Origin of the sequence: Nocardia sp. Root136 (assembly GCF_001427185.1) — a bacterium.
In the GTDB taxonomy this organism is placed as follows: Bacteria; Actinomycetota; Actinomycetes; order Mycobacteriales; family Mycobacteriaceae; genus Nocardia; species Nocardia salmonicida.
In genome coordinates this window covers 368,670-394,780 of sequence record NZ_LMFE01000011.1, presented here as the reverse complement: position 1 = coordinate 394,780, position 26,111 = coordinate 368,670, and the positions used below count along the sequence as shown (strand labels likewise).

20 protein-coding genes are annotated in these 26,111 nt (G+C 67.1%); 10 read left to right on the top strand and 10 right to left on the bottom strand.

Annotated elements, in window-relative coordinates; all coding sequences use genetic code 11:
* Positions 1–269: 269 nt before the first annotated feature.
* A complete protein-coding gene (locus ASD42_RS29430; protein WP_056822633.1) occupies positions 270–725 on the top strand; it encodes an NUDIX hydrolase in 456 nt (151 codons plus the stop codon).
* Positions 722–3,181, top strand: coding sequence for a DUF6049 family protein (locus ASD42_RS29425; protein WP_056822631.1), 2,460 nt, complete (start codon positions 722–724; stop codon positions 3,179–3,181). Before ASD42_RS29430 ends, ASD42_RS29425 begins: the two co-directional genes overlap by 4 nt.
* Positions 3,182–3,253: 72 nt before the next feature.
* On the opposite strand, the gene ASD42_RS34630 is transcribed toward ASD42_RS29425, so the two are convergent.
* On the bottom strand, positions 3,254–3,583 hold the full coding sequence (locus tag ASD42_RS34630; RefSeq protein WP_156677624.1) for a hypothetical protein: 330 nt from the start codon (positions 3,581–3,583) through the stop codon (positions 3,254–3,256).
* A gap of 918 nt (positions 3,584–4,501) precedes the next feature.
* Here ASD42_RS34630 and ASD42_RS29415 point away from each other — a divergent pair.
* The 6 genes from ASD42_RS29415 (at position 4,502) to ASD42_RS29390 (ending at position 12,672) form a co-directional block, all read left to right on the top strand.
* Positions 4,502–8,119: a murein biosynthesis integral membrane protein MurJ gene (locus ASD42_RS29415; RefSeq protein WP_156677628.1), complete on the top strand. Its 3,618-nt coding sequence runs from the start codon at positions 4,502–4,504 to the stop codon at positions 8,117–8,119.
* 295 nt (positions 8,120–8,414) lie between these two features.
* Positions 8,415–9,011, top strand: a complete 597-nt coding sequence (gene sigM / locus ASD42_RS29410; RefSeq protein WP_056822833.1) for an RNA polymerase sigma factor SigM — start codon at positions 8,415–8,417, stop codon at positions 9,009–9,011.
* Between the two features lie 84 nt (positions 9,012–9,095).
* Positions 9,096–9,866 (top strand): hypothetical protein, encoded by a 771-nt coding sequence (locus tag ASD42_RS29405; RefSeq protein WP_156677623.1) that lies wholly within the window; start codon positions 9,096–9,098, stop codon positions 9,864–9,866.
* Positions 9,867–9,988: 122 nt separating this feature from the next.
* Entirely contained in the window at positions 9,989–10,975 is a 987-nt protein-coding gene (gene trxB, locus ASD42_RS29400) for a thioredoxin-disulfide reductase (protein ID WP_056822623.1), read from the top strand.
* 32 nt (positions 10,976–11,007) lie between these two features.
* Positions 11,008–11,340 (top strand): thioredoxin, encoded by a 333-nt coding sequence (gene trxA / locus ASD42_RS29395; protein ID WP_056822621.1) that lies wholly within the window; start codon positions 11,008–11,010, stop codon positions 11,338–11,340.
* Between the two features lie 132 nt (positions 11,341–11,472).
* Complete coding sequence (locus ASD42_RS29390; protein ID WP_056822620.1) at positions 11,473–12,672, top strand: N-acetylmuramoyl-L-alanine amidase; 1,200 nt, start codon at positions 11,473–11,475, stop codon at positions 12,670–12,672.
* Between the two features lie 57 nt (positions 12,673–12,729).
* On the opposite strand, the gene ASD42_RS29385 is transcribed toward ASD42_RS29390, so the two are convergent.
* The 9 genes from ASD42_RS29385 to rpmH all read right to left on the bottom strand — a co-directional run bounded on the left by ASD42_RS29385 (position 12,730) and on the right by rpmH (position 21,225).
* Positions 12,730–13,455 (bottom strand): hypothetical protein, encoded by a 726-nt coding sequence (locus tag ASD42_RS29385; RefSeq protein ID WP_056822618.1) that lies wholly within the window; start codon positions 13,453–13,455, stop codon positions 12,730–12,732.
* An 80-nt stretch (positions 13,456–13,535) separates the two neighbouring features.
* Positions 13,536–14,573 (bottom strand): ParB/RepB/Spo0J family partition protein, encoded by a 1,038-nt coding sequence (locus ASD42_RS29380; RefSeq protein WP_056822615.1) that lies wholly within the window; start codon positions 14,571–14,573, stop codon positions 13,536–13,538.
* A 34-nt stretch (positions 14,574–14,607) separates the two neighbouring features.
* Positions 14,608–15,603, bottom strand: a complete 996-nt coding sequence (locus ASD42_RS29375) for a ParA family protein (protein ID WP_056822612.1) — start codon at positions 15,601–15,603, stop codon at positions 14,608–14,610.
* Positions 15,604–17,864: 2,261 nt separating this feature from the next.
* Positions 17,865–18,611: a 16S rRNA (guanine(527)-N(7))-methyltransferase RsmG gene (rsmG, locus tag ASD42_RS29370; protein ID WP_056822608.1), complete on the bottom strand. Its 747-nt coding sequence runs from the start codon at positions 18,609–18,611 to the stop codon at positions 17,865–17,867.
* 86 nt (positions 18,612–18,697) lie between these two features.
* Positions 18,698–19,234 (bottom strand): Jag family protein, encoded by a 537-nt coding sequence (locus ASD42_RS29365; protein WP_056822606.1) that lies wholly within the window; start codon positions 19,232–19,234, stop codon positions 18,698–18,700.
* A 25-nt stretch (positions 19,235–19,259) separates the two neighbouring features.
* A complete protein-coding gene (gene yidC / locus ASD42_RS29360; RefSeq protein WP_056822604.1) occupies positions 19,260–20,339 on the bottom strand; it encodes a membrane protein insertase YidC in 1,080 nt (359 codons plus the stop codon).
* A 4-nt stretch (positions 20,340–20,343) separates the two neighbouring features.
* Entirely contained in the window at positions 20,344–20,643 is a 300-nt protein-coding gene (yidD, locus tag ASD42_RS29355; protein ID WP_056822602.1) for a membrane protein insertion efficiency factor YidD, read from the bottom strand.
* A complete protein-coding gene (rnpA, locus tag ASD42_RS29350; RefSeq protein ID WP_056822600.1) occupies positions 20,640–21,059 on the bottom strand; it encodes a ribonuclease P protein component in 420 nt (139 codons plus the stop codon). Before rnpA ends, yidD begins: the two co-directional genes overlap by 4 nt.
* 22 nt (positions 21,060–21,081) lie before the next feature.
* Entirely contained in the window at positions 21,082–21,225 is a 144-nt protein-coding gene (gene rpmH / locus ASD42_RS34050; RefSeq protein ID WP_082843828.1) for a 50S ribosomal protein L34, read from the bottom strand.
* Positions 21,226–21,874: 649 nt separating this feature from the next.
* Here rpmH and dnaA point away from each other — a divergent pair.
* Together dnaA and dnaN are read left to right on the top strand one after the other, a co-directional pair.
* A complete protein-coding gene (gene dnaA / locus ASD42_RS33535) occupies positions 21,875–24,139 on the top strand; it encodes a chromosomal replication initiator protein DnaA (RefSeq protein ID WP_063893762.1) in 2,265 nt (754 codons plus the stop codon).
* Positions 24,140–24,926: 787 nt separating this feature from the next.
* The gene (dnaN, locus tag ASD42_RS29335; protein ID WP_056822597.1) at positions 24,927–26,102 is read left to right on the top strand and encodes a DNA polymerase III subunit beta; all 1,176 of its coding nucleotides are present in this window, start codon (positions 24,927–24,929) and stop codon (positions 26,100–26,102) included.
* Positions 26,103–26,111 lie beyond the last annotated feature (9 nt).

Sequence of the window (26,111 nt, the reverse complement as noted above, 5' to 3'; positions counted from 1 at the left end):
GCCGTTGCGTAGGCGACGAAGGAGCAAGCAACGGCGCCTAACCGGCGGCCCCTCAGGGCCGCGACTCGAGCGCGCCAGCGCTCCAACAAACACAGCCTCAACCCCCCTGGGACTACCGAACACCAAATCCCGCCCCCGCCCCCTCACTCGCGCCCGCACTCAATCTGCACAGCTAAGCTGGGCGAGTGTCTCCTCCGGCCGATCGCGCGAACAGTCGACGCCGCCAGCCGCGGCGGCGCGGTTCGGCGAACACTGCCGGTAAACCGCGCATGCGCACCGTCCGGGAAACCTCAGCGGGCGGGCTGGTCGTAGAAGGTCTCGACGGTCCGAAAGAGCAGCGCACCGCCGCGTTGATCGGGCGGACCGACAGAAGAGGCCGTCTCCTGTGGTCGCTACCCAAAGGCCATATCGAAGCGGGCGAGACCTCCGAGCAGACCGCGATCCGCGAAGTCGCCGAGGAAACCGGGATCGACGGCGAAGTGGTCGCCGAACTCGGCAGTATCGATTACTGGTTCGTGACCGAGGGCAGACGGGTACACAAGACCGTGCACCATTTCCTGCTGCGATGTCTCGGCGGTGAGCTGTCCGACGCCGACGTCGAAGTCACCCAGGTTGCGTGGGTTCCGTTGAGCGAGTTGGATTCCCGATTGGCCTACGCCGACGAGCGGCGGCTGGCCGAAGTGGCGAATCGATTGATCGACCGGATGGAGACCGGCAAGCGATGACGGGTGGACTGATCCGGCTGATCACGGCGGTCCTGACCATCTTGGGTTCGATGACGCTGCTGCCCGCGCACGCGCACGCTCAAACGGACGGGTCGGGAACGCCGAAGTTTCTCAAGCTCACCCTGGACGCGGTGGCGCCGGGCACGGTGACCACCGGCAGCGATCCGAAGCTGACCGTGTCGGGCACGGTCACCAATATCGGCGATCGGGTCGTCGACGATGTGAGCGTGCGAATCCAGCGCGCGGCCGCGGTGGATTCGCCGAGCGGGCTGCGCAGTTCGTTGCGCCTCGACCAGGTGAACTACGAGGTGACCGGCCCGTTCCAGGATGTGGCGCCGCAGTTGAGTCCCGGTCAGCGCAAACAGTTCTCCGTGAGCATCGCGTTGCGCGCGGGCTCGGAGGCCTCGCTCGGACTGACCGATCCCGGGGTGTATCCGCTGCTGCTCAATGTCAACGGCGAACCCGCCTACGGCACCCAGGCCAGGCTCGACGACGCGCGCTTCCTGCTGCCCGTGCTCGGGTTGCCCGGCACCGACGACGCCAACCCACCGGTGTCGACGCCGCCGGAGGCCACGCCCGTCGCGACCACGATGATCTGGCCGCTGGCCGACCGGCCGCGCATGGTCGCGGGCAAGCCGGGGGCAGTGAACGGCCAGGCCGAACTGCTCGATGACGAACTGGCGGCCTCGGTCAGCAAAGGTGGGCGTCTCGAACAGCTGGTCGCGGCGCTGGAATCGGTGGTGCCCGCGCCGGGCAAAGACAAAGGTGTGGCCGGATCGGTGTGCATCGGCATCGATCCGGACCTGGTCTCGACCGTGCAGACCATGACGCGCGGCTATCGGGTGCTGGCGAGTCCGTCGGATCCGAGCGGGGCGACCAGGGAGGGGACCGGGGCGGCGAGTGCGCTGGCCTGGCTCGACCGGTTGCGCTCGCTGGCCGGCTCGATGTGCACGGTCGCGTTGCCGTTCGCGCAGGTCGACGTGTCGGCGCTGGCCGCGGTGAACGATCCGGGACTGTCCGCGCGGGCCCTGCTCGCGCCCGCCGATGTGGTGGACTCGATCCTCGGCACGCAGTCGTTGCGCGGGGTGAGCCTGCCCGATTCGGGCAGCATCGACGATCCCGCCGGACGGTTGTTGCGCGAGCACGGATACGGAACGGCGGTGCTGGCCGGTTCGGCGGTCTCGGGTGACGGGTCGCCTGCCGATACCGACAACGCGCTCACCACCGCCCCGACCACGCTCACGCCCGATGTCGTCGTCGGAGGGGAACAGCCCGCGCCCGATGTCGTCCGGGTGCCGGATGTGAGCGTCGCCCCGCCCGTCGGCGCCGCCGCGGGAACCGATCCCGCGCTGCGCGTGACCACCTTCGATATCTGGTCGGCGACCGCGCTGGCCGCGGTGGGTTCGAATCCGCCGACGCCGTCGTTCACGCCGTCGAAGGTGCGTTTCGACGTCACCAACGACTCGCGCGCGGCCCGATTGCAGGACGCGCTCGGCGCGATGGCCTGGAGCGCGCTCAATCCGGCGCCGGACCGGCCGCGTTCGCAGCTGCTGATGCCGCCGCAGCAGTGGGGCGCCAGCCGGGAGGAGGGCGTGGCGCTGCTCAAGCAGGTCGAACTGCTCACCCGCAACAACCTCGCGAGTCCGCGCAGCTTCACCGAGCTCGTCGCCCAGGCGCCCGATCCGCGCCCGTTCGCGCTGGAGTATCTGCCGCGCGCCGCCCAGGACGCCGCGCCGGAACAGTTCATCGGACCGGTGCACGCCCAGGGCGCCCGGGTGACCGAACTGATGCGCGCACTGGTCGAACTGCCCGAATCCGAGCTCACGCCGCACGCGTTCCTGACCCCCGCGCGCGAGGATCTGCTGCGCGCGCTGAGCCTGTCCGACCGCAGGGCCGACAACGACACGCTCGCCGACCTGCACGCCCAGCGACGCATCGATCAGGCCACCCGAGAACTGGACACGATGTTCTCCTCGGTGTCGGTGCTGCCGCCGGGCGGGGTGTATACGCTGGCCTCCGAGCAGAGCCCGTTGTTGCTGGTGGCGCGCAATGAACTGCCGGTCGCCATCCGGGTGATGTTCCGGATCGAGGCACCGGCCGAGACGAACATCACCGATATCGGCGAACAGCTGCTTCCGCCGTCCGGGACCCGGTCGTTTCAGATCCCGACCGAGGTGAGCGACAGCCGTAAGCTGGTGATTCCGATCGCCCTTACCACCCCGGACGGGATAGCGCTAGGAGAGGCCACCTCGGTCTCGGTGCGCTCGAACGCCTACGGTCAGGCGCTGGCCATAATTACCGCATGTGCCGCGATACTGCTGTTGCTGCTCGCCGGGCGCCGACTGCTGCGGCGGTTCCGCGGGCAACCCGATCCCGCCGACGAAGGGTTCGCCCCGGAGACGGTCGAACGGGCGGGTCGGCTGCGACGCGCACGTCAGCGGCTGCAACGGCAGTGAACCCCCGCGCCTGACGCGCGGTCAGGGGACCATGACAGACAAGGACGAGAGTGGCACTGGTGAGCGAAACGCTCATCGGACCGGCGGGATTCGCGGGTTACGCCGGGTACAGGAGGCATGATGGGCGACGATGATTCCGCTCATCGGCGCGACCACGACGACGACCCGACCCTGCGCCGGGCCCCCAGCGCTCCGTGGGAACGTGGGATGACGGCCGGGCAAGACGCCGATCGCGACGAGGCCGTGCCGCACGTGGATCGGCGCCCTGGCGCGGCTGGTCATCGACCGGAGTTCGTCGCGCCCCGAGACGGCCGTCCGCCGGTCCGACCCGGTGATCCGGCCGTCGATCCGCATCCGATGCCGCGTCATCCCGCTGCCGGCCAGCCCGGCGCACCTCGTCATCCTGGTGTCCCCGGCGCCGAACTTCCGCCCGAGAATCCGGGTCGTGGCGGCTACCGACCCGTCGAACAGACCGGCTACCGGCCGGGATCCGCCGACCCCGGCGCACCGGCGCCGCCCTCGGCACATCGCGGCCCCCGCCCTGCCATGCCGCCGGGTCAGCCGGGCTATCGCCCTGAACCGCCGCCGCCCGGGTACCGCCCTGGACCGGACGTGCCCGCTGGACAGCGCCCAGGACCCCGACCGGGTCCGCCCCAACCACCCGCCGGCTACCGCTCCCCGGATCCGCAGCGTCCGCCGCAGGGCGAACGGCCAGGGCCGGTCCCGAACCCGCGTCAACAGCCACCCGGTCCGGCGAATCGCTCGGGTGAGTTCCCCCAGCAGCAACGTCCCGGCGGCGTGCCGCCTCAGCGCCCCGGCGGTCCTCCCGGACGCTCCGGCGAACCACCACGTCCTGCTGCTTACGGCCCCGACGGTCGGCCTGTACCTCCACCGCAACGCCGCGCACCGGGTTCCGCCGCGCGCTCGGGCGAGTTCCCACAACAGCAGCGCCCCGGGCCCGAGGGGTTCGCCCCACGGCGGCCCGGCCCGAACCCCTCGGGCGAGTTCCCCCAGCAACGACCGCTCCCGCCGCGTGGTGCGCCTTCCGGCGCCATTCCGAGACAGGATCGGCCCGATCAAGCCGGTGGACGCCGGCCGGTTGCGCCGGAGCAGGGGCGGCCTGCGCCGCCGCCGCGTGGAAGTTTCCCCGGGATGCCTGCCGCGGATCCCGCGCGGGACGGGCGTCAGGCAGGATTCGACGACCGTGGACGAGCCGTGGGCGGTCCGCCTGCTGCTGATCGGTCGGCGGAGCGGACTCAGGTCATCGCCAGGCCGAAGAAGGTGGCGGCCGAACCTGCCCACAAAGCGGGCGCCGCCCCGATGAGCGCCAACGCGAAGCTGCTCAAGGACTCGGGTTCGATCGCGGTCGCGACGCTGATCAGCCGGATCACCGGGTTCGCCAAGCAGCTGTTGTTGCTGACCGTGCTCGGTCCGGCCATCGCGAGTGCGTTCATCTCGGCGAACCTGATCCCGAACATGGTCGCCGAGCTCGTCCTCGGCGCCGTTCTCACCGCCATCGTCGTGCCGACCTTGATCCGTGCCGAGCAGGAGGACGCCGACAACGGCGCCACGTTCGTGCGCAGACTGGTGACGGCGGCCTTCACTGTGCTGTTCGTCGCCACCGTGCTGACCTTGGCGGCCGCGCCGATCCTGGCCGGTCACGTGCTCGTCTCCTCCGACGGCAAGGTGAACACGAACCTCACCGTCGCGCTCACCTACCTACTGGCGCCCGCGCTGCTCTTCTATGGCATGTCGGCGTTGTTCACCGCGATCCTCAACACCAGGCAGGCGTTCAAGCCGGGTGCGTGGGCCCCCGTGATGAACAATGTGGTCGCGTTGACGGTGCTGGCGGTCTACGCGCTGACACCCGGCGAGATCACCCTCGATCCGGTGCGGATGAGCGATCCGAAACTGCTGGTCCTCGGCCTCGGTATCACCGCGGGCGTGGCGACACAGGCACTGTGCCTGCTGCCCGCGATCCGCAGGCACGGGATCAACTTGCGGCCGCTGTGGGGAGTCGACGCGCGCCTCAAGCAGTTCGGCAAGATGGGCATCGCGATCATCCTGTACGTGCTGATCAGCCAGGTCGGACTGGTGGTCGCGAACAACGTCGCCTCCCAGGCCGACGTGGCGGGTCCCGCGATCTTCGCGAACGCATGGGCACTGTTGCAGCTGCCCTACGGCGTGATCGGGGTAACCCTGCTCACCGCCATCATGCCGAGGCTGAGCCGCAGCGCCGCCGACGACGACACCCCCGCGGTGGTCGACGACCTGTCCGTAGCCACCCGCCTCACGATGATCGCGATGATCCCGATCGTCACCTTCATGACCCTCGCGGGCCCGGAGATCGGCCAGGCGCTCTACGGCTACGCGCGATTCTCCGGGGACGCCGAACGGCTGGGCAGCGCCGTGAGCTGGTCGGCGTTCTCGCTCATCCCGTATTCGCTCGTGCTCATCCATCTGCGGGTGTTCTACGCGCGTGAGCAGGCGTGGACACCGACCTGGATCATCCTCGGCATCACGACGATCAAGATCTTGATCTCGGCCCTGGCACCGGTCATCGCCCGCGACAGCGACGACGTGGTGATCGTGCTCGGTGTCGCCACCGGCCTCGGATTCACCGCGGGCGCGGTGATCGGCGGCGTGCTGCTGCACCGCAGTCTCGGCGACTTGCGGATGGTCAATGTCGGCCGAACTGTGACCAGAGTGTTGCTCGCCTCGATCGCGGGCGGCGCGGTGATGCTGATCGTCGACACGGTGACCGGACTCGACCGGGTCTCCGGCGGCGCGGGGTCGTTGCTGCGCGTCGTCATCGATTCGGTGGTGATGTTCTCGGTGGCCTTCGGTCTGATGCGTCTGGCCGGTATTCCCGAGGTCGTCGCCATCACCGTCGCGATCTCGCGCAAGCTCGGCATCACCCCGCCCGCGCCGGATCTGGGACTCGACGACACCCCGGCAGACGACATCTACGCGACCACCGTGCTCCGCCGTCCCGACACCTATGGATTCCCCGCATACGGGCAGTCTTTGGATACCCAGACCATGGTGCTCCCCGTCATTCGACCGGGCGCTGTTGACAGCACCGGTAAAGCACAGTTCCCGTACGCTGTTCCGCAGACCGACACGGGTTTTCAGGCCGAAGGAGGACCGAGGGTGAGCGATGACGCGGTGGGCGGCGTCCCGGCCGCTGATTCTGCGGCGCGCGCGGCAGCAGGAATGTCCACCGAGGTCGGGCCCGATGCGCCGAACTCGACGGATTCCGAGCATACCGACGCGCCAGACGAAGGCGATACGCACGAAGACGGCGCGCGTTCGGCCATGCCGCCGCACGATCCGACATACGACACCGGCATGTTGCCGATTCCGCCGCAGGTGCCCCCGAGCGCCGCGGCCAACCGTGGGCAACGTGGCCCCAAACTCATCCCCGGCGCGTCCGTCGCCGGTGGCCGATACCGATTGCTGGCCGGTCACGGCGGTGCGCGTGGGCTGAAGTTCTGGCAGGCACTCGATATCAAGCTCGATCGCGAGGTCGCGCTGACCTTCGTTGACGCCGATCAGACCTCCGGCGAGAACTCCGGTCACGACGGCCCGCAGGCGGTGCTGTCGCGCACGCTGCGACTGGGCCGGATCAATGCGCCCGGCCTGGCCAGGGTCCTCGACGTGGTCCGTGGCAGCTCCGGCGGCATCGTCGTGGCCGAGTGGACCCCCGGCCGTTCGCTGCGCGAGATGGCTGAGACCGTGCCGTCCCCGGTCGGCGCGGCCAGGGCCATCAGGGCGCTCGCCTCGGCGGCCGAACTCGCCCACCGTGGCGGCGGCTCGCTGTCGATCGATCATCCCGATCGGATCCGGATCAGTGCCTCCGGCGACGCCGTCCTCGCGTTCCCCGGCACCCTCGGCGATTCCGACGCGCAAGGCGATGTCCGTGGTCTCGGCGCGATGCTCTACGCCCTGATCACCGCGCGCTGGCCGATTCGCGTCGGCGGCGTCACCGGCTCGGCGGCCACCATCGGCGGTCTGCGACTGGCCGATTTCGGGCCCGACGGCACGCCGGTGGAACCGCGGCAGATCCGGCCGGAGGTGCCGTTCGAGATCTCGGCCGTCGCGGTTCGCTCGCTGGAATCCAACAAGGGCGTGCGCACCGCTGCCACCGTGCAGCACGTGCTCGAGCAGGCCTCGGTCGTCGACCAGAAGACCGACTTCATTCCGGTCTTACGACTGGGTCAGCGGGCGGTTGCCCCCGGCGCCGATTCGCTCGCCGACCCGGAACTGCTCGCCGCCGAGCGGGAACGCTCCAAGCGGATGATGTGGATCATGGTCGCCCTCGGCGTGCTCGCGGCGCTGGTGGTCGGCGTGCTGATCTGGTGGATGGTCAGCATCTTCGCGCCCGGCGCGTCGGACAAGCCACTCGACCAGCAGATCAATATCGGGCTCACCTCGAGTGTGGCGCCGCCCGCGGCGTCCGCACCGCCCGCCGACGACCCCGCGGCACCGCCGACGAGTGTGCCGCTGCCGGTCACCGGTGCCGCGGTGTTCTCCCCGGAGGGCACTCCCGACGGCGCCGCGGCGGCGGGTGCGGTGCTCGACCAGAACGCGGCGACGGTGTGGCGCACCGATCAGTACTTCCAGCAGTTCCCCGCCCTCAAGAAGGGCGTGGGGCTGCTGGCCACGCTGCCCACACCGGCGAAGCTGACCAATGTGTCGATCACCTCGCCCTCCGCGGGGAGCACCGTCGAGATCCGCACCTCGCCCACCGAGGCGCCCACCCTCGACCAGACCCAGCTGATCGGTTCGGCCAAGCTCGGTGACGGGGTCACCGATATCGCCGTGCAGACCGATCAGGCCGCTCGTTTCGTGCTGGTCTGGATCACCGGGCTCGCCAACTCCGGCGGTCAGTTCCAGACCGCGATCGCCGACGTCCGCTTCGACGCGGCCCCTTAGTCTCACTGCGCCGTAAAACTCTCCCGCCTCCGCATCGCCGCAGGTGGTCGATCATTTCCGGGTCCATCGCCGAGCTTTGTCGAACTGCGGTCCGGTTGGTGCGTAATTGTTATCAACGATATGATCCCTGCGCGCTCTCGGTTGAGAGTTACCCAGGATTTGTCGACGTCGATCCTGGACGCCGCGTTGTGGTCAGGTGATGGATCGGCCTTGTTTCGCCGACTCGAAGTCGCCGTAACGAGCGCTGTCCAAGGGGTCAGTTTTGTCGCCGGAAGTCAACGAGCAAGTCCGCGGTGTGCCACCGCGGCAGGTCGCGTCCAGCGTCCGCTCGTTCCTCGAGAACGGCAGCGACAAGCAATTGCTGGCTGCCCACGTGCGCGGGGAACCGCACGTCTTCGCCGAACTACTACGCAGGCACTCCGACCATCTCTGGCAGACCGCGCTGCGCACCTCCTACAACCGCGAGGACGCCGCCGACTGCCTGCAGGACGCCCTGTTCTCGGCCCATCGCACCGCCGCCTCGTTCCGCGCCGAGTCCGAGGTGCGCAGCTGGCTGCACGCCATCGTGGTCAATGCCTGCCTCGACCGGATCCGGCGCAACAAGACCCGCCGTGCCGTCTCGATCCTGCCCGACACCATGCCCGAGTCGGTCGACCCGCACGACGCGTTCGCCGACTACGAGCTGTCCACCGTCGTGAGCGAGGCGCTGTTCACCCTCCCTGACGAACAGCGGTTGGCCCTGGTCATGACCGAGATGGAAGGCCGCAGCGTCGCCGAAACCGCCGCTGCGCTCGGCGTGGCGCCTGGCACGATCAAGAGCCGATGCGCCCGAGCGCGCGTACGTTTGCAAGAACGTTTGGAATTTTTCCGGGATCCAGGGAACCGGATGTAGCCGGGATGCGTCATTAACAGTGACGAGTAAGTCAGCGATGTAAATCCTGCGATCCGATATCGACAGAACAGGGGAGGTGCGAGGATGTCTCGATCCGTGCCGCAGCCTCCGTTCCCGTCGGAACTGCTGGCCGATCTGCATGCCGACAATCTCGCGCCCGAAGTGCGCGAGCAACTGTGGCCCGTGGTCCGCACCGACGTAGACGCGCTGCACTACCTGAACAAGCTCGACGAGGTGAACACCCACCTCCGCACGCTGGCCACCGACGAGCGGGTCGCCCACCGCATGCCCGACGACGTGGCCGACCGCATGTTCCGTTTCGTCGCCCAACTCGACGCGGGCGACGGGCCGACCGACCGCATCACGCCGCTCTCGGCCGCCCAGGCGCCCCCTGCCGAGCCGGTACCCACCGCCGACGAAGCTCCCGTCTCGCTCGACCGCTACCGTTCCCGGCGCCGACTGGGGCTACTCGCCGCCGCCGCGGCCACGGTGGCCGTCCTGGCGGGCGCCGGTGCCGTGTTCAGCACGTTCGACACCACCGAGGGCACCCCCACGGCCGCACCGTTCACCGAACCGGCGGCCGCCGACGAGCTCACCACCGCCGCCGCACTGCGCACACTGGGCAAACGCGACGTGATCGGCCCGCTGGCCGACGACGCCGCCCTCACCCGATGTGTGCAAGCCAACGGCATAGACCGAGCGGTGCTCGGAGCGTCGAATATCACCTTCCGTGGCTCCGACGCCGTCCTCGTCCTCGTACAGGGCGCCGAAGCTCCCACCATCACCGCACTCGTCGTCGGAACCGGTTGCACCACCGGCACCCCCGAGCAGCTGACCCTGCGCGACATCGGCTGAGAGCCGCCGGCGAACCGGCACCGAGAAGCAGCGGTGCCAGCCGCGAAGCCATCACCGGGAACAACACCGATTAGGGTGTTGTTGACCGACACGTCCCCAGATTGTTTTTTCGGAAGGGCCCCATGAGCACGCCAGTTCGCGACCTGATCATCGTCGGCTCAGGACCCGCCGGCTATACGGCAGCCGTCTACGCCGCCCGCGCGGAGCTTTCGCCGCTGGTCTTCGAAGGCACCCAGTTCGGCGGCGCCCTGATGACCACCACCGAGGTGGAGAACTTCCCCGGCTTCCGCGACGGCATCATGGGTCCCGACCTCATGGAGCAGATGCGCGACCAGGCCAAGCGTTTCGGCGCCGAGCTGCGCACCGAGGACGTCGACGCGATCGACCTGTCCGGCCCCGTGAAGAAGGTCACCGTCGGTGACGAGACCTTCGAGGCCTACGCCGTCATCCTCGCGATGGGCTCGGCCGCGCGCTACCTGAACGTGCCGGGGGAGCAGGACCTGCTCGGCCGCGGTGTGAGCGCCTGCGCCACCTGCGACGGCTTCTTCTTCAAGGGCCAGGACATCGTGGTGGTCGGCGGCGGCGACTCCGCCATGGAGGAAGCGACCTTCCTCACCAAGTTCGCCGCGAGCGTCACAATCGTGCACCGCCGTGAGGAGTTCCGTGCCTCACGGATCATGCTCGAGCGCGCCAAGGCCAACGAGAAGATCAAGTTCCGGCTCAACTCCGAGGTCGTGAAGGTCAACGGGGAGAAGAGCGTCACCAGTCTCACCCTGCGCGACACCCGCACCGGCGAGGAGTCCGAGCTCGACGCGACCGGGCTGTTCGTGGCCATCGGCCACGACCCGCGCAGCGAACTCGTCAAGGGCCAGATCGCGCTCGACGGCGAAGGCTATGTGCAGGTGACCGATCCGGGCACCGCCACCGATGTGGCAGGCGTGTTCGCTGTGGGCGACCTCGTCGACCACACCTACCGGCAGGCGATCACCGCCGCCGGCACCGGCTGCCGCGCCGCGATCGACGCCGAACGCTGGCTCGCCGAGCAGGGCGACATCACCGCCAACACGCTCGACCACGCCGACGGCCCGGCCGCCGTGCGCACCAACTGATTTCGAGTTCCACCCCTGTCGAGGAGACACCCATGGCCGAGAGTGCCAACACCATCACCGTCACCGACCAGTCCTTCGCCGATGACGTCCTGCTCAGCGAAAAGCCGGTGCTCGTCGACTTCTGGGCCGACTGGTGCGGCCCGTGCAAGATGGTCGCCCCCGTACTCGAGGAGATCGCGGGCACCCACGCCGACAAGTTGACCATCGCCAAGCTCGATACCGAGGCCAACCCCGGTATCGCCCGCGACTACCAGATCCTGTCGCTGCCCACGATGATCTTGTTCCAGGGTGGCAAGCCGGTGAAGCAGATCGTCGGCGCCAAAGGCAAGGCCGCACTACTGCGCGAGCTCGACGGCCTCATCTAACACAGAGCATCCGATAAAAGCGTCTCCTACCGGCCGACGCGCCGTAGGATGCCTGGACCCGGGATTCCCGCAAAGCGGCCCGGGTCTGAGACAATCGACGGACGCTCCGGCCGAAGGAAAGGGCTCTTACGCATGCACCGACTTCGTCACGGCGATTCAGGACCAGCCGTCGCAGAGGTTCGGAGCACCCTCGCAAGCCTCGGCTTCCTGCATCTCCCACACGTCGAATCCACTGACGGACCGGAGTATTGGAAGGACACCGAGGCGGTGTTCGACCGGCCGCTCGATTCGGCGATCCGCGCGTTCCAGCAGCAGCGCGGTCTTCTCGTCGACGGGGTGGTCGGTCCGGCCACCTACCGCGCGCTGAAGGAAGCCTCCTACCGGCTGGGTGCTCGCACATTGATCTACCAATTGTCGGCGCCGCTCTACGGTGACGACGTAGCCACCCTGCAGCGCAAGCTGCAGGACCTCGGCTTCTACGTGTACCGGGTGGACGGGCACTTCGGCCCGCACACCCACGAGGGCCTCAGCGCGTTCCAGCGCGAGATCGGCCTGTCCGCCGACGGTATCTGCGGACCCGACACCTTGCGCTCGCTGGATCTGCTCGGCGCGCGCGTCACCGGCGGCAACCCGCATCGCATCGCCGAGGAAGAAGTGGTGCATCGGGCGGGCCCGCAGCTCACCGGCAAGCGCATCGTCATCGATCCCGGATTCGGCGGCGCCGACAAGGGTTTCGCGGTGCCCACCGAATTCGGCGATGTCTTCGAGTCGGAGATCCTGTGGGATCTGGCATCCCGGCTCGAGGGCCGGATGGCCGCGACCGGCATGGAAACCTTCCTGTCCCGGCCGTGGGGCGCCAACCCCACCGATGTCGAACGCGCCGACACCTCCAACGCCTTCGATGCCGATCTGATGATCTCGCTGCGCTGCGCCACCAGTGACAACCCGTCCGCCAAGGGAGTGGCCGGTTTCTACTGGGGCAACTCGCACGGTTCGGTGTCGATGATCGGTCAGGTACTCGCCGGCTTCATCCAGCGCGAAGTGGTGGCCCGAACCTCGGTGCAGGACTGCCGGACTCATCAGCGCACCTGGGACCTGTTGCGCCTGACCAAGATGCCGACCGTCCAGGTCGACCTCGGCTATCTCACCAACGACTACGACGCCTCGGTGCTCACCAACCCGCGCATGCGCGACGTGATCGCCGAAGCGATTCTCATCTCGGTGAAGCGGCTCTATCTGCTCGGCCAGGACGACCAGCCCACCGGCACCTACACCTTCGCCGAACTATTGGCCGAAGAACTGGCTGCCGCCGACGCGGCCCCGCGCGTGTAGTTCTTCAGACAACAATGGCCCCGCGGTTTTCCGCGGGGCCATTGTTGTCGTCTCGGGTCAGTGCGCGCCGACGCGCGACGGTGGTTCCATCGACGCGGCGGCGAGGAGTTGGTCCAGCGCGCGCTCGACGTCTTCCTTCCAGCCGTGGTCGGAGTCGAGCTCCAGCCGCAGGCGCGGGAAGCGATGATGCGGGGCCACCACTTCGAAACCGACCTCGGCGAGGAAGTCCGCGTCGATCATGCAGGTTTCGGGGGTACACCTCGTCGCCGACGACGGGTCGCGCAGTGGCGCCGCGATCCGTTCCATCAGCCGCATCGACGATCCGAAGCCTCGATCGGCCACCGAACTGGACGGTGGGCCGTTGCGAATGCCGAACGCCTCGAGCGCTCGCACGCCACGACGCACCAGATCGGCCACCACGGCCTGAACCAGGCGGTGGGCTACATCGGCCTCGTCGTAGGGGAATTCGGCCTGCAGCGTGGTCAGCAGGACCGCGTCCGGGCTTACGGGGGAGGTGGGGAACAGTGCGGAGCGCGGCACGGCGCTCGGAGGGGAGTACAGCGCGCAGCCCGCGAGGTTGTTCTCCACGTGCGCCACCTGCCCGCACGAGCCCCACTCGAGCATCACCGTCGAGAGCCAGGCCTCCTTCTCGAAGACCGGATCACTGAATGCGTGCGAGTCCTCGGCGACGGCCGGATCGAGCTCCCAGAACACACACCGCCGGGTGTGCGCCGGGAGCTGACCCAACCCGTCGAGAGTCAAAGCCGTGACGCTGGTCGGCACCGCCCTGTTCAGCCTCCAGCTGTCGGATTCATCCACGCTCACGCCACATCACTATCCACAGTACGTGCCGCCTCTTTCAGTCACAGTGACGTTTCGGGGCCGACTTGCTCCATCAGCGCCACGATGCGCTCGAGATCTTCGACGGACCCGAACTCGACAACGATTTTGCCCTTACGTTTGCCCAGGCTCACGGTGACCCGAGTGTCGTAGGAACCCGACAGCCGCTCGGCCACTTCTTGTAGACCCGGCATGTGGATCGGCTTGCGCTTCGGCGCCGGGGGAGCGGTCTCCGTGGGATTGCGGTTGGCGAGAGTCACCGCTTCCTCGGTGGCCCGAACCGACAAACCCTCGGCGACGATCCGCGCCGCCAATACTTCCTGTGCGTCCGCGCCGGCATCCAAGCCGAGCAGCGCCCTGGCGTGTCCAGCCGAGAGCACCCCGGCGGCCACCCGACGCTGCACGGGAATCGGCAGCTTCAGCAGACGAATCATATTCGTCACGACCGGTCGCGAGCGACCGATTCGCGTAGCCAATTCCTCGTGGGTGACATCGAATTCCTCGAGCAGCTGCTGATAGGCCGCCGCCTCCTCGAGGGGGTTCAGCTGCACCCGGTGGATGTTCTCCAGGAGTGCGTCGCGCAGCATCGAGCCATCGTCGGTGTCGCGGATGATCGCCGGGATCGTGGCGAGTCCGGCCTCTTGGCACGCGCGCCAGCGGCGCTCGCCCATGACCAACTGGAACTTGTCGACGCCCGGTTCGACGCGGCGCACGACGATCGGCTGCATGAGACCGAACTCGCGAATCGAGTGCACCAGCTCGGCGAGTGCGTCTTCCTCGAAGACCTGACGCGGCTGCTTCGGGTTCGGCTCGATCAGCTCCGCGGGGACCTCGCGATACACCGCGCCGCCGGGGGAGACCAGATCGGATTCAGGCTCGGGCTCGGGCTCCGGCTCTGCGTCCGGGACCCGATGCAGGAATGCCTCGGCCGGTTGCGGGCCGATCGGATTGATCCCGATCACGCTCGCCGCGGCACTACTCAAGCCCGGCGCCACGGCCGGACCCGTCGGGATCAATGCGGCCAACCCGCGACCGAGACCGCCCTTTTTCGCCTGACTCATCGGCTACCGATCCCTTTCTCGTTCCAACTCACGCTTAAGACGCGTCTTGCTTCAGCTGCGCACGAGCGGCGAGCTCGCGCCCCGCGTCCATATAGCTCATCGCACCGCGCGAGCCTGGATCGTAATCCAGCACGGTCATCCCGTAGCCCGGCGCCTCCGAGACCTTCACGCTGCGCGGGATCATCGACTTCAGGACCACGTCACCGAAGTGGTTGCGCACCTCCTCGGCCACCTGGTCCGCCAGCTTGGTGCGGCCGTCGTACATCGTCAGCAGGACGGTCGACACGTGCAGTTCCGGGTTGAGGTGCGCCTGGACCAAACCGATATTGCGCAGCAACTGACCCACGCCTTCGAGCGCGTAGTACTCGCACTGGATCGGGATCAGCACCTCCTTGGCTGCCACGAGCGCGTTCACCGTGAGCAGACCCAGCGAGGGCGGGCAGTCGATCAGCACGTAATCGATGTCGAAGCCGACCATGCCCGCCTCGCGGATCGCGGTCTTCAACCGACCTTCCCTGGCGACCATCGAGACCAATTCGATCTCGGCGCCTGCCAGGTCGATCGTGGCCGGAACACACAACAGGCGTTCGCTGTGCGGGCTCACCTGGATCGCGTCCTTGACCGTCACCTCGCCGATCAACAGCTCGTAGCTGGACGGCACACCCGAGTTGTGCGCGACGCCCAGCGCCGTACTCGCGTTGCCCTGCGGATCCAGATCGACCACAAGGACCGTCATTCCCTGGTGCGCTAGCGCCGCAGCGAGATTGACCGTCGTAGTCGTCTTACCGACGCCGCCCTTCTGGTTGGCGATAGTGATGATCCGTTGCTCGCGAGGTTTCGGCACATTGACCTTTCCTGGATGCAGAATCTGGCTGGCGCGTTGCGCTTCCGCCGCGATCGGGGTCTCGGCCGGGGAGATGTGCCCGAAAGGAGTATTCCCGAACGTCTCCGCGTCGAAGCTGCTGGAATCCAGCATCCCCGGGACCCGCGACGCTGTTTCCCGTGAAACATTCGCCGGACCGCTCGACATAGATTGCTCCTAACCCGAGAAACTTCAGATCACGTATCCCCGACGAGCGTCGGCGCCGTGTCGTCACAAACAAACTGTGTCGGTGGAGAACTCGAAGACTCGAGGAGGGTGGCTCACTCCCGCCCGACTCTGACAGCTTGCCAGCCCCAAGACAGTTAGGAAAGCTGAATCGCGGCACGCCGACAAGGACACACCCAACACTCACGGATTTGATCCCGCGATCGATGTTTCACGGGAAACAACGGGGGAGTGGGGCACCACAATCCGACGACCGTTGAGCGTCACAGCACCTAGAACGAGCTCGTCCAAACAGCTCCCACTCCAACCCGTCCCCGTCCCGCCGTGCCCCGTCCCGCCGTGCCCCGTCCCGCCGTGCCCCGCCCCGGCCTACCCCGGCCCGGCCCGCGAGTCCGGGACCACGCGCAACTTCACCTACACGCACCGGCCCACGCACCGGCCTACACCTCACGAAGCCCGCACCCCGACTGCCTCCCAACCAGCTGGGCGTGTGAAACAAGGGGTCGGCCCGGAGGGTTCGATGCATCACCACGTTCGCTCCGCAGCAGAGTTAGCCCGCCCAGTTAGCACTGGATCCGATCCGCTTCCCCGGTAACCAACTGCTTCCCCCGCTCCTCCCGAACCAATCCCTCCCACACGCCCAACCACACGCGCACCGCTCTTCCAGCGCCACGCCTTACCTACCGAAGACCACCGCCCGCACGCACTCCCAGCCGCACCGCGCCCCAAGTCCAAACCCTCCGCACTCCGCCACAAGTCCACACCCTCCCGCACTCCCAGCCAGGCCGGGCCAAAGCCCAAGCCCACCCGCACTCCCAGCGCCCCACCGGTCAACACCAAAGTCCGACACCCTCCCGCACTCCCAGCCACGCGGCGCTCCCCAGATCCGCCATGACCGCACTCCCCACCCCGCACCCGCGACCCCTAGGGAGCGGCGGACACGCAGTGGCCGGTCCGCGGCCGGGTCGCCGGTTAGCGCTCGAAGCGCATGCGCCGCAGGCGCGAGTCTCGAGCGCTAACCGGCGGCCCCTCAGGGCCGCGGACACGCGCGCGCCAGCGCGCCAACAAACACAGCGTCAAACCGCCTGGGCCTACCGAACATCCAATCCCACCCACCATCACCCCCGCACTCCCCACCACCAAGCCACCCCCGAGTCCAGCCGAGGACGCCCCTCAGCATCAACCCACCACCCAACAACACCGACTTTGGAACACCGCCCACCGAACACAGTCACCCACTCGCCCCAGGCGCAGTCCTCGGCGTGAGCACCGAACCGCCACCCCGCAGAGTCAGTGCGGCGATGCCGCTCCCACATTCACCGCTCACCACACACACGCACTTATCGCGCGCAGATCCATATGCCGCACGCAGTTGTCAGCGAAGGCGTCAGCTCACATCCCCAGCTGACATCCGACCTCCAAGCTTCCGAACCCACCTCATACCCGGACCGGATACGCCCAGACAACCGCCAGACTTCCTCCCACCCCGAACTCCACTCGACCACCATGGCCGCACTCAACAAGCGAACCAACTGCCGCCGAGAAGAACCGAAGCCGCGTAACTTCCCATCGGAACACCAACGCCCAATACCGAACTGAAAGCGCGAACTGCCGCGCCGCAATTGGGCTAGCCCTTCTAAGTGCTGACAACGGGGGGCGAAGCCGGCGCGTAGGAAGTGCCCGGAGAACAGGTTGGGGTCCAGGCCCGCGAAACGTTCGACAGCCTTGTGCGCCTGGAACACTCACCCACGGCAACTGCCATCCCCGGAACTGCCACACGACAAACGACCACATTCCCGCCCTCGACTCCGCCGAAGCTCACCCCACCCGACAGACCTCACCCGGCGATCACCCCTACCAGCGAGCCGAAGATCCGATCCCGCAGGACACGACCCAACTCACCACACATCGCTTCCGAGACAATGCCGCTCAGCTCACTCACGTCCGACAGAGCCGTCGACTCACTCAGCTACAAAGAGCATCTCGATGCGAACAAGGCGAGCAAGCGAACCCACCACCAGAACGATCCTCTAGCGGACTCCGCGACTATCACGAAATTCGGTCAGCGGCGAAGCGAGGAAAGGGCCGTCGCGTTCCACGTGAAACACTTCCGCTCCACGAACACGCCACCCCTCCGCAACTACCGAAAATAGCCCCGCCCGAGCCCCATGCAACGACCCTCGCCACGATTCGTCACGTTACGAAACGCACAAACCCGCAAGGCGAAAGAAATTTCAACCCGATCAGCTTTCGCGACGCTTTCGAGCCTTCTTCTCCACCCCGGCAGCCTTCCGTTCACTACGACGAGTCGGACGCTCGGCACGGGGGAGTAGCTCGGCACTGATGACAAGCGTAGGGATTTCCACGATGCCCGCACCGCACCCGACAACACGGAGATCAGTAGCACCGTCGCGAATCAACTCAGCACCATCGCGCTCGAGCTCTTCGGCAGCACTGGTTCCTTTGAGAGCAAGCATGCGTCCGTGGTCACGGAGAAGGGGGAGTGACCAGTGAGCAAGTTTGGCGAGCGGAGCCACCGCGCGCGAAGTAACAACATCCGCTCCGCCCGCTTCCTTGATCACGCCGGACTGCTCCGCACGACCGCGAACCACCGTGACATCCAACCCTGCTTCTTCGATGAACTCGCTCAGGAAGATGGTCCGACGCAGCAACGGCTCCACGAGGGTGATGCGAAGATCGGGCCGGGCGATCGCGAGGGGGATTCCGGGAAGCCCGGCGCCGCTGCCGATATCGACAACCGAAGCACCCTCATCGATCAGCTCGCCGATGACGGCACAGTTGAGGATGTGGCGCTCCCACAGCCGGGGAACCTCACGGGGACCGATGAGACCGCGTTCCACGCCGGCCGTCGCCAGGGCCGCGTAGTACCGGCGGGCGGTGTCCAAGCGGTCGCCGAACACTCGGGCTGCGGCGGCGGGCGGTTCCTGCTCGTCGGACGGCGCACCCAAATCTCGTTCCACGTGAAACATCCTTCTCCGTTGAGGGCAAATGAAAAAGCCCCCGGTCCGAGACCGGAGGCCTAATCACATCGTTCGTGGTTGCGGCGGAAGTCAGCCTACTCGGGCACTACCACCACGTGACGATTCGGCTCGACGCCCTCGCTCTCGCTCGCCACACCCTCGATATCGGCGACAGCGTCGTGCACGATCTTGCGCTCGAACGGAGTCATCGCGGACAGCGCCTCGGGCGCTCCCGACTCCAGTACCCGCTTCGCGGCAGCGACGCCGATCTCACTGAGATCGGTCCGGCGCTGCGCCCGCCAACCGGCCACATCGAGCATCAGCCGGCTACGCACGCCGGTTGCCTGCTGCACGGCGAGCCGGGTCAGCTCCTGCAGCGCGTCGAGCACTTCACCATTGCGCCCGACGAGCTTGGTCAGATCGCGTCCCCCGTCGATGCTCACGATGGCGCGGTCGCCCTCGACATCGAGGTCGATATCGCCGTCGAAGTCGAGCACGTCGAGTAGCTGCTCGAGGTAGTCGCCCGCGATCTCGCCCTCTTCGATCAACGCTTCTTCGGCGTCGTTCACGACGTCAACAGCAGTCGTCGCCACAGTGGCGTCCCCTCCGTCGGTCTCGGTCTCAACAGTCATTGGATTCCCTCTATCCGATCGCGTCTCAGCGCTTACGCTTCTGGTTCGCACGGCCACGGTTACCCGGCCGCTGCTGCCCGCCGGGCCTACGCTTGCCGCCGCCCTGCTTGGCCGACTGTTTGGGGGCGGTGCCGTTGGTCGCCGCGGTGCCGTTGGTCGACGACTCGTCGTCGGCCGGGGCGTCCTGCTTCTTGCGGATGTCGACCGGCTTGACACCGGGCTTGGGTGCGTTCTGCGCCCGCAGCTCCAACTTCTTCTGCTTGCGCTCTTCGTCTTCCTTTTCCATCCGGCCGAACACCAGGTGCTGCTGTCCGTAGGTCCAGATGTTGTTGGCCACCCAGTAGAGCAGGATGCCGATCATCAGGAAGGGGCCACCGACCATCACGCCGAGCGGGAAGACCCACAGCGACAGCTTGTTCATGATGGCGGCCTGCGGGTTGGCGGCGGCTTCTGGCGTCTGCCGCTGGACCGAGGCACGGGCATTGAAGTGGGTCGCCAGACCGGCGATGATCATCAGCGGGACGGCGACGATCGCGATGTTCATCTTCGTCGGGGTGCCGCCCCAGTCCGCGAAGGCTTCGAGCTGCTCGGGAGGCGCGGTGATGAACGCCGCGATCGGCGCACCGAAAATGCGTGCGGTGAGGAAGGACTGGACATCCGTCGCACTGAAGATGTAGTTCGCGGTGTGCGCGTTGTCGTAGTTCGACATCCCGATCTGGCCCCAACCGGTGCCCGTTCGGTTGAACGAGCGCAGCACATGGAACAGACCGAGGAAGACCGGCACCTGCACCAGGACGGGCAGGCAGCCCATGAGCGGGTTGAAGCCGTGCTCCTTCTGGAGCTTCTGCATCTCCTTCGCCATGGTCTCGCGGTCGTTCTTGTACTTCTTCTGCAGCTCCTTGATCTGGGGCTGCAGCTCTTGCATCTGTTTGGTTGTGCGTACCTGTTTGACGAACGGCTTGTACAGCACCAGGCGCAGCGTGAACACGAGGAACACGATCGCCAGTGCCCAAGTGAGACCGCTGTCAGGCCCGAACACAAAGCCGAAGGCCTTGTGCCAGAACCACAGAATTGCGGATACCGGCCAATAGATGATGTCGAGCACGGCTCTAGGTACTCCCGTCGTTCGTATCGCCGATCAGCGCGGGCGATGACTGTGTGCAGGCTTTCGACCCGCGCTCAGGCACGGGATCCCACCCTCCAGGGTGCCAGGGCGCGCATTTCGCGAGCCGCACGACCGTGAGCGCCGATCCGACGAGCAACCCGCGGGTACGCAAGGCAGTCACCGCGTACTCACTGCAGGTGGGGGTGAACCGGCAGATCGGCATCCGGGTGGGGGAGACATAGGTCCGGTAGAGCTCGATCAGGGCGATCAGGGCTTTCGCGGGCAGGCGGGTGAGGGTCCTCATCGCCGTTCACCGGCCGAGGTGCGACCGAGCGCGAGCTCCGGTTCCCCGCGCAAGCCGAGCTTGCGCAGGCCGGTGCGCAGCTGGCGCAGCAACTCGGCGGAATCAGCGGTAGCGGCGCCGGGCAGGGCCCGGATCACGACGTCGGTGCCGACCGGTAGTTCGTCGACCACCTGGGCGCACATATGACGCAGGCGGCGGGCCACCCGGTGGCGAACCACCGCGTTACCCACCGCCTTGCTGACAATCAGCCCGAACCGAGGACCGCCTACGCGGACCAGGGAATCGCCGTCGGCGACATCGTCGTACCCGTGCGTTAGCGCGTGTACGACGAGATCTCGCCTCCCGATTCGCTGACCGCGGCGCACCGTGCGGGAGAATTCGGCACGGTGGTGCAACCGATACGGCTCAGGCAACACCCGAGCGTCCGACTACGCGCGATCAGGCAGTCAGTTCGGTACGGCCCTTACGGCGACGCGCCGCAACGATGGCGCGGCCCGCACGGGTCCGCATCCGGAGACGGAAGCCGTGGACGCGCGCCCGACGACGGTTGTTCGGCTGGAACGTCCGCTTGCCCTTGGCCACGGTCAACACTCCTGTAGTAGGTGGGCACCATTCGGCGCCCGAAGTCTGTACAAATGATTTGTCTGCGCTGCGGACCGCGGTCTACGCACAGATTGCCTTGGCGATCGATGTGCAGCAGACAGCCGCCAACCGCGCCAAGGGGTGACTGTACGAGGGTACTTACCCCGAAGGAACGGGTCAAACTCGGCCCCCACGTACCTGTCACCGGCACGGGTCAAGGCTACCGGACTCCCGAATGGACCAGGGGATCGGCCCGACCAGGCACGACACGCCCGGGCTACAGTGACGCATCCGGCCACTTTTCGTGAGTTCTTCCACACCCCTGGCGTTGCGTGGCGCGGCCAGCTAACCTCTGTAGCCGGGGGATTGCTGAAGAACCGCAGGTCCAGCCCCATTCACTGCCACACGCTGGCAGAATTCCTTTATCCCCAGGTTTGTCCACATCTGTGGATAATTATGTGGACAGACGGCCGCAGTGGCATATTCGTAGGGCCGTCGGTGCCCGCGCCGCAGTCCGGAATCACCGGACCACAGCGTTCGAACCGGCTTCGGTTGTACGCAGGATCACTGGAATACACCTGTTCACGGGTGCTTTCCGGCGTGCGCGAAGGCCGTGGGCCCCAACAAACCGGTCCGGGGAGGACGCTGTATGGACGACGAGCAGAACGTGCTGGCCACAGTGTGGCCGGAGGTGGTTGCCGAACTCACCACCGGCTCGGCCGACGGCGCCATCCCCGCGGTGAGTCGCGCACAGCAGGCCTGGTTGAAGCTGGTGAAGCCGCTCACCGTCGCGCAGGGTTTCGCGTTGCTGTCGGTTCCGTCGTCGCTGGCACAGGAGGCGATCGAGCGTGATCTGCGCGAGCCGATCCTGCGCTCGCTCGCCCGCCGATTGGGTCCCCAAGTGGAAGGACTCGGCGTGCGCATCGCCGCGCCGAGCCCGGCCGCGGGGGAGCGGGCCGGTAGTTCGCCTCGGCACGCCAGGATGACGAGCAGGCCGGAGCGTCCGCGCGAGCAGGTCCGTCCCCCCGCCGGATATCCCGGCCCCGATTTCAGTGTTCCCGACTATGCCGCCCGTGGTGAGTACGGCAGGCCGCGCTACGGCGCGGGCGAGTACCCCGTCCAGGGCGGCGAGTACGGCAACGACTATCAGTCGTCGCCCGACTATCCGGCCAATGGCGAGTACCCGAACAGCTACGGCGGCCGTGAGTACCCCGGGCAGGCCGGCGAGTACGGCGAACGCAACGACTACGCCGGGCACCGCGAGTACCCGATCGAACCGGACTACCAGCAGAAACAGCCCGAGTACCAGCAGGCACCCGCGGAATTCAGCCAGCCGACGGAGTACAAGCAGGCTCCATCGGAATACGGCCAGCAGTCCGAATATCAGCAGGCGCCCTCGGAATACGGCCAGCAGCCGGAGTACAAGCAGCCACCCTCCGAATACCCCCAGCAACCCGAGTACCAGGGGGAACGCAACGAGTTCCCCGGCAGCGATTTCGAGCCGACCGTGGCGTATCCGGCACCCGACTACCCCGGTGGCGAGTTCGGCGGCCGCGGTGAGTTCCGCGGTGCGCGTCCGGACCAGCGTGTTCCCGAGACCGCACCGCCGGCACGCCGTGAGCAGCCGGCCGCGCCGCGCCGCGACCACTCCGGGCAGGAGTCGTTGTTCACTCCCGAGCCGTCCGCGCAGCGCGCACCCAACCGCAGGCCGTCCGAAGAGCCCGCACCGGCCCGCGCCGAGGAGTCGAACGCCGACGGCCAGGACAAGCCGTTCCCCGGCCAGCCCGGCGCTCAGCCGGTCGACGACGAACCGGTGGTCAGCAACCGCAACAACTGGCCGACCTACTTCAACAAGTCGCCCGAGGCGCCGCCGCAGTCGTCCTCGTCGGCCAGTCTCAATGCCAAATACACGTTCGAGACCTTCGTCATCGGCGCGTCCAACCGGTTCGCGCACGCTGCCGCGGTCGCCATCGCGGAGGCGCCCGCACGCGCCTACAACCCGTTGTTCGTCTGGGGCGCTTCGGGATTGGGCAAAACCCACCTGCTGCACGCGGCGGGTCACTACGCGCAGCGACTGTTCCCCGGCATGCGGGTGAAGTACGTCTCCACCGAGGAATTCACCAACGACTTCATCAACAGCCTGCGCGACGACCGCAAGGTCGCGTTCAAGCGGCGCTACCGCGAGACCGACATCCTGCTGGTAGACGACATCCAGTTCATCGAGGGCAAGGAAGGCATCCAGGAGGAGTTCTTCCACACCTTCAACACCCTGCACAACGCGAACAAGCAGATCGTGGTGTCCTCGGATCGCCCGCCCAAGCAGCTGGCCACCCTGGAGGAACGGCTGCGGACCCGCTTCGAGTGGGGCCTGATCACCGACGTGCAGCCCCCTGAGCTGGAGACTCGCATCGCGATCCTGCGCAAGAAGGCGCGGATGGACCGGCTCGATGTGCCGCACGACGTACTCGAACTGATCGCCAGCCGGGTGGAGCGCAATATCCGCGAGCTCGAGGGCGCACTGATCCGGGTCACGGCCTTCGCCTCGCTCAACGGCCAGCCGCTCGACCTCTCGCTGGCCGAGGTGGTGCTGCGCGACCTGATGCCCGACACCGCGGCCCTGGAGATCAACGCGGCGACGATCATGGCCGTCACCGCCGAGTACTTCAACACCACGCTCGAGGAGCTCACCGGGCCCGGCAAGGCGCGTCCGCTGGCGCAGGCTCGTCAGATCGCGATGTACCTGTGCCGTGAACTCACCGATCTGTCGCTGCCCAAGATCGGGCAGGCGTTCGGTCGCGACCACACCACGGTGATGTACGCGGAGAAAAAGGTGCGCAAGGAGATGACCGAGCGCCGTCGCGTCTACGACCAGGTCCAAGAACTCACAGCCCGAATTAAACAGCGCTCCCGCTGATTTCATCCCCAACCTCGAACACCGCCCTGACCTGGGGCGGTGTTCTTTTTTGCCCTGTGGATTCCTCGAGGAATTCCTGTGGACTCCTCGAGGAATCCACACCTTTGTGCACCGGTCGGTGCACAGGGTGTTGGGCGCGGGTGTGCAGCGTTCATGCACAGGCAGTTGTCCACATCATCCACAAGACGCTCCACTAACACCTGTGCACTAGCGGTGACCTGCGATGTCACCGAATCCGGCCTGTGGATTCCTCGAGGAGTCCCTGTGGAGTCCTCGAGGAATCCCCACCCTTGCCACCAGGCTGGCCCGACGTGTGAACAACTGGGTGAATCCGGTGGAACAACTCGAGGACAACTCGAGGATGGAATGGGGACAACTCCGCCCCTCCACAGCCACCGCCGATTCATCCTCGAGTCACCCCAAGGCCATCCCCATGCCACCAAGCGCTCTGACCTGCGGATTCGGTCGAAATCCACAGATTCCACAGTGCCTACTACTACTTCAGTTCTCCTTCTAGAGAGAACTCTTTTAAAACAGGGTGTGTGGAAACTCGGTTGGGGAAGCTCGGCTTCGTCGGTTGTCCACTCACAGGCAGGCAAGGAGGAACAGGGGTAGATCGACGAACAGGAATCGGCCGGGAGGGTCGATGCGGAGTTCGCGCACTGCACGGGTACCGTTTGGTTGTCGGTTGGTTGTGCGAGACTCAATGCGCGGCCGACACAGCAGTTCAACTCCGCTGACACACCCCCGCACACGGATTCGAAACTCGGAGAGGACAAATCGGGCGATGGAGCTTGCGAGCATGAAGTTTCGGGTCGCCCGAGAGGACTTCGCCGAATCGGTGGCCTGGGTGGCGCGCAGTCTCCCGTCCCGGCCTCCGGTGCCTGTTCTGGGCGGTGTGCTGCTGGTGGCCGACGAGAACGGTCTGACGGTCTCCGGGTTCGACTATGAGGTCTCCGCGCAGATGCGCGTCGCGGCCGAGGTCGCCGGTCCCGGTCAGGTGCTGGTCTCGGGTCGCCTGCTCGCCGACATCACCAAGTCGCTGTCGAACAAGCCGGTCGACGTCTCGGTCGACGGCACCCGCGTGCTCATCGCCTGTGGCAGCGCGAAGTTCTCCCTGCCGACCATGCCGGTCGAGGACTATCCCCAGCTGCCCGAGGTACCGCAGCAGACCGGTGAACTCACCGTCGACGTGTTCGCCGAGGCCGTCGGCCAGGTCGCCGTCGCCGCCGGCCGTGACGACACCCTGCCGATGCTCACCGGCATCCGGGTCGAGATCGAGGGCAACGACGTGGTGCTCGCCGCCACCGACCGCTTCCGCCTCGCCGTGCGCCACCTGCAGTGGCAGCCGACCCGCTCCGATATCGAGACCGCGGTGCTCATCCCCGCGCGCACGCTCTCCGAGGCCGCCAAGACCCTCGGTGCCGCCGAGGCGCCCGTGCAGCTGTCGCTGGGCAGCGGTGGCGGCGCCGACGGCCTGCTCGGCATCGTCAACGGCGGCAGGCGCACCACCACCCGGCTGCTCGACGCGGAATTCCCCAAGTTCCGCCAGTTGCTCCCCAAGGAGCACACCTCCATCGCCACCCTGCCCGTCGCCGTGCTGTCGGAGGCGATCAAGCGCGTCGCCCTGGTGGCCGAGCGCGGTGCCCAGGTGCGGCTCGAGTTCTCCACAGACGGCGTGCTGTTGTCAGCGGGTGGGGACGACGCGGGCCGGGCCGAGGAATGGCTGGAGGCGGATTTCCGTGGCGAACCGCTCACCATCGCCTTCAACCCCGGCTACCTGACCGAGGGCCTCGCCGCGCTGCACACCGACCGGGTCACCTTCGGGTTCACCACCCCCAGCCGTCCCGCCGTGCTGCTGCCCGCCTCCGACGAGGAGCCCAAGGTGCTCGAGTCGGGCGCGTTCGCGGCGCTGGAGAGCCAGTACATCTACCTGTTGATGCCGGTCCGGCTGCCCGGCTGAGCCGGCAGG

What these genes read in the sequence shown, in the direction of transcription:
- ASD42_RS29430 (WP_056822633.1), top strand. Translation starts at nt 270, where the DNA reads ATGCGCACCGTCCGGGAAACCTCAGCGGGCGGGCTGGTCGTAGAAGGT.
- dnaN (WP_056822597.1), top strand. Translation starts at nt 24,927, where the DNA reads ATGGAGCTTGCGAGCATGAAGTTTCGGGTCGCCCGAGAGGACTTCGCC.
- trxA (WP_056822621.1), top strand. Translation starts at nt 11,008, where the DNA reads ATGGCCGAGAGTGCCAACACCATCACCGTCACCGACCAGTCCTTCGCC.
- ASD42_RS29425 (WP_056822631.1), top strand. Translation starts at nt 722, where the DNA reads ATGACGGGTGGACTGATCCGGCTGATCACGGCGGTCCTGACCATCTTG.
- ASD42_RS29415 (WP_156677628.1), top strand. Translation starts at nt 4,502, where the DNA reads ATGAGCGCCAACGCGAAGCTGCTCAAGGACTCGGGTTCGATCGCGGTC.
- trxB (WP_056822623.1), top strand. Translation starts at nt 9,989, where the DNA reads ATGAGCACGCCAGTTCGCGACCTGATCATCGTCGGCTCAGGACCCGCC.
- yidD (WP_056822602.1), bottom strand. Translation starts at nt 20,643, where the DNA reads ATGAGGACCCTCACCCGCCTGCCCGCGAAAGCCCTGATCGCCCTGATC.
- ASD42_RS29365 (WP_056822606.1), bottom strand. Translation starts at nt 19,234, where the DNA reads ATGACTGTTGAGACCGAGACCGACGGAGGGGACGCCACTGTGGCGACG.
- ASD42_RS29405 (WP_156677623.1), top strand. Translation starts at nt 9,096, where the DNA reads ATGTCTCGATCCGTGCCGCAGCCTCCGTTCCCGTCGGAACTGCTGGCC.
- rsmG (WP_056822608.1), bottom strand. Translation starts at nt 18,611, where the DNA reads ATGTTTCACGTGGAACGAGATTTGGGTGCGCCGTCCGACGAGCAGGAA.
- ASD42_RS29375 (WP_056822612.1), bottom strand. Translation starts at nt 15,603, where the DNA reads ATGTCGAGCGGTCCGGCGAATGTTTCACGGGAAACAGCGTCGCGGGTC.
- dnaA (WP_063893762.1), top strand. Translation starts at nt 21,875, where the DNA reads ATGGACGACGAGCAGAACGTGCTGGCCACAGTGTGGCCGGAGGTGGTT.
- ASD42_RS34630 (WP_156677624.1), bottom strand. Translation starts at nt 3,583, where the DNA reads ATGACGAGGTGCGCCGGGCTGGCCGGCAGCGGGATGACGCGGCATCGG.
- ASD42_RS29380 (WP_056822615.1), bottom strand. Translation starts at nt 14,573, where the DNA reads ATGAGTCAGGCGAAAAAGGGCGGTCTCGGTCGCGGGTTGGCCGCATTG.
- ASD42_RS29390 (WP_056822620.1), top strand. Translation starts at nt 11,473, where the DNA reads ATGCACCGACTTCGTCACGGCGATTCAGGACCAGCCGTCGCAGAGGTT.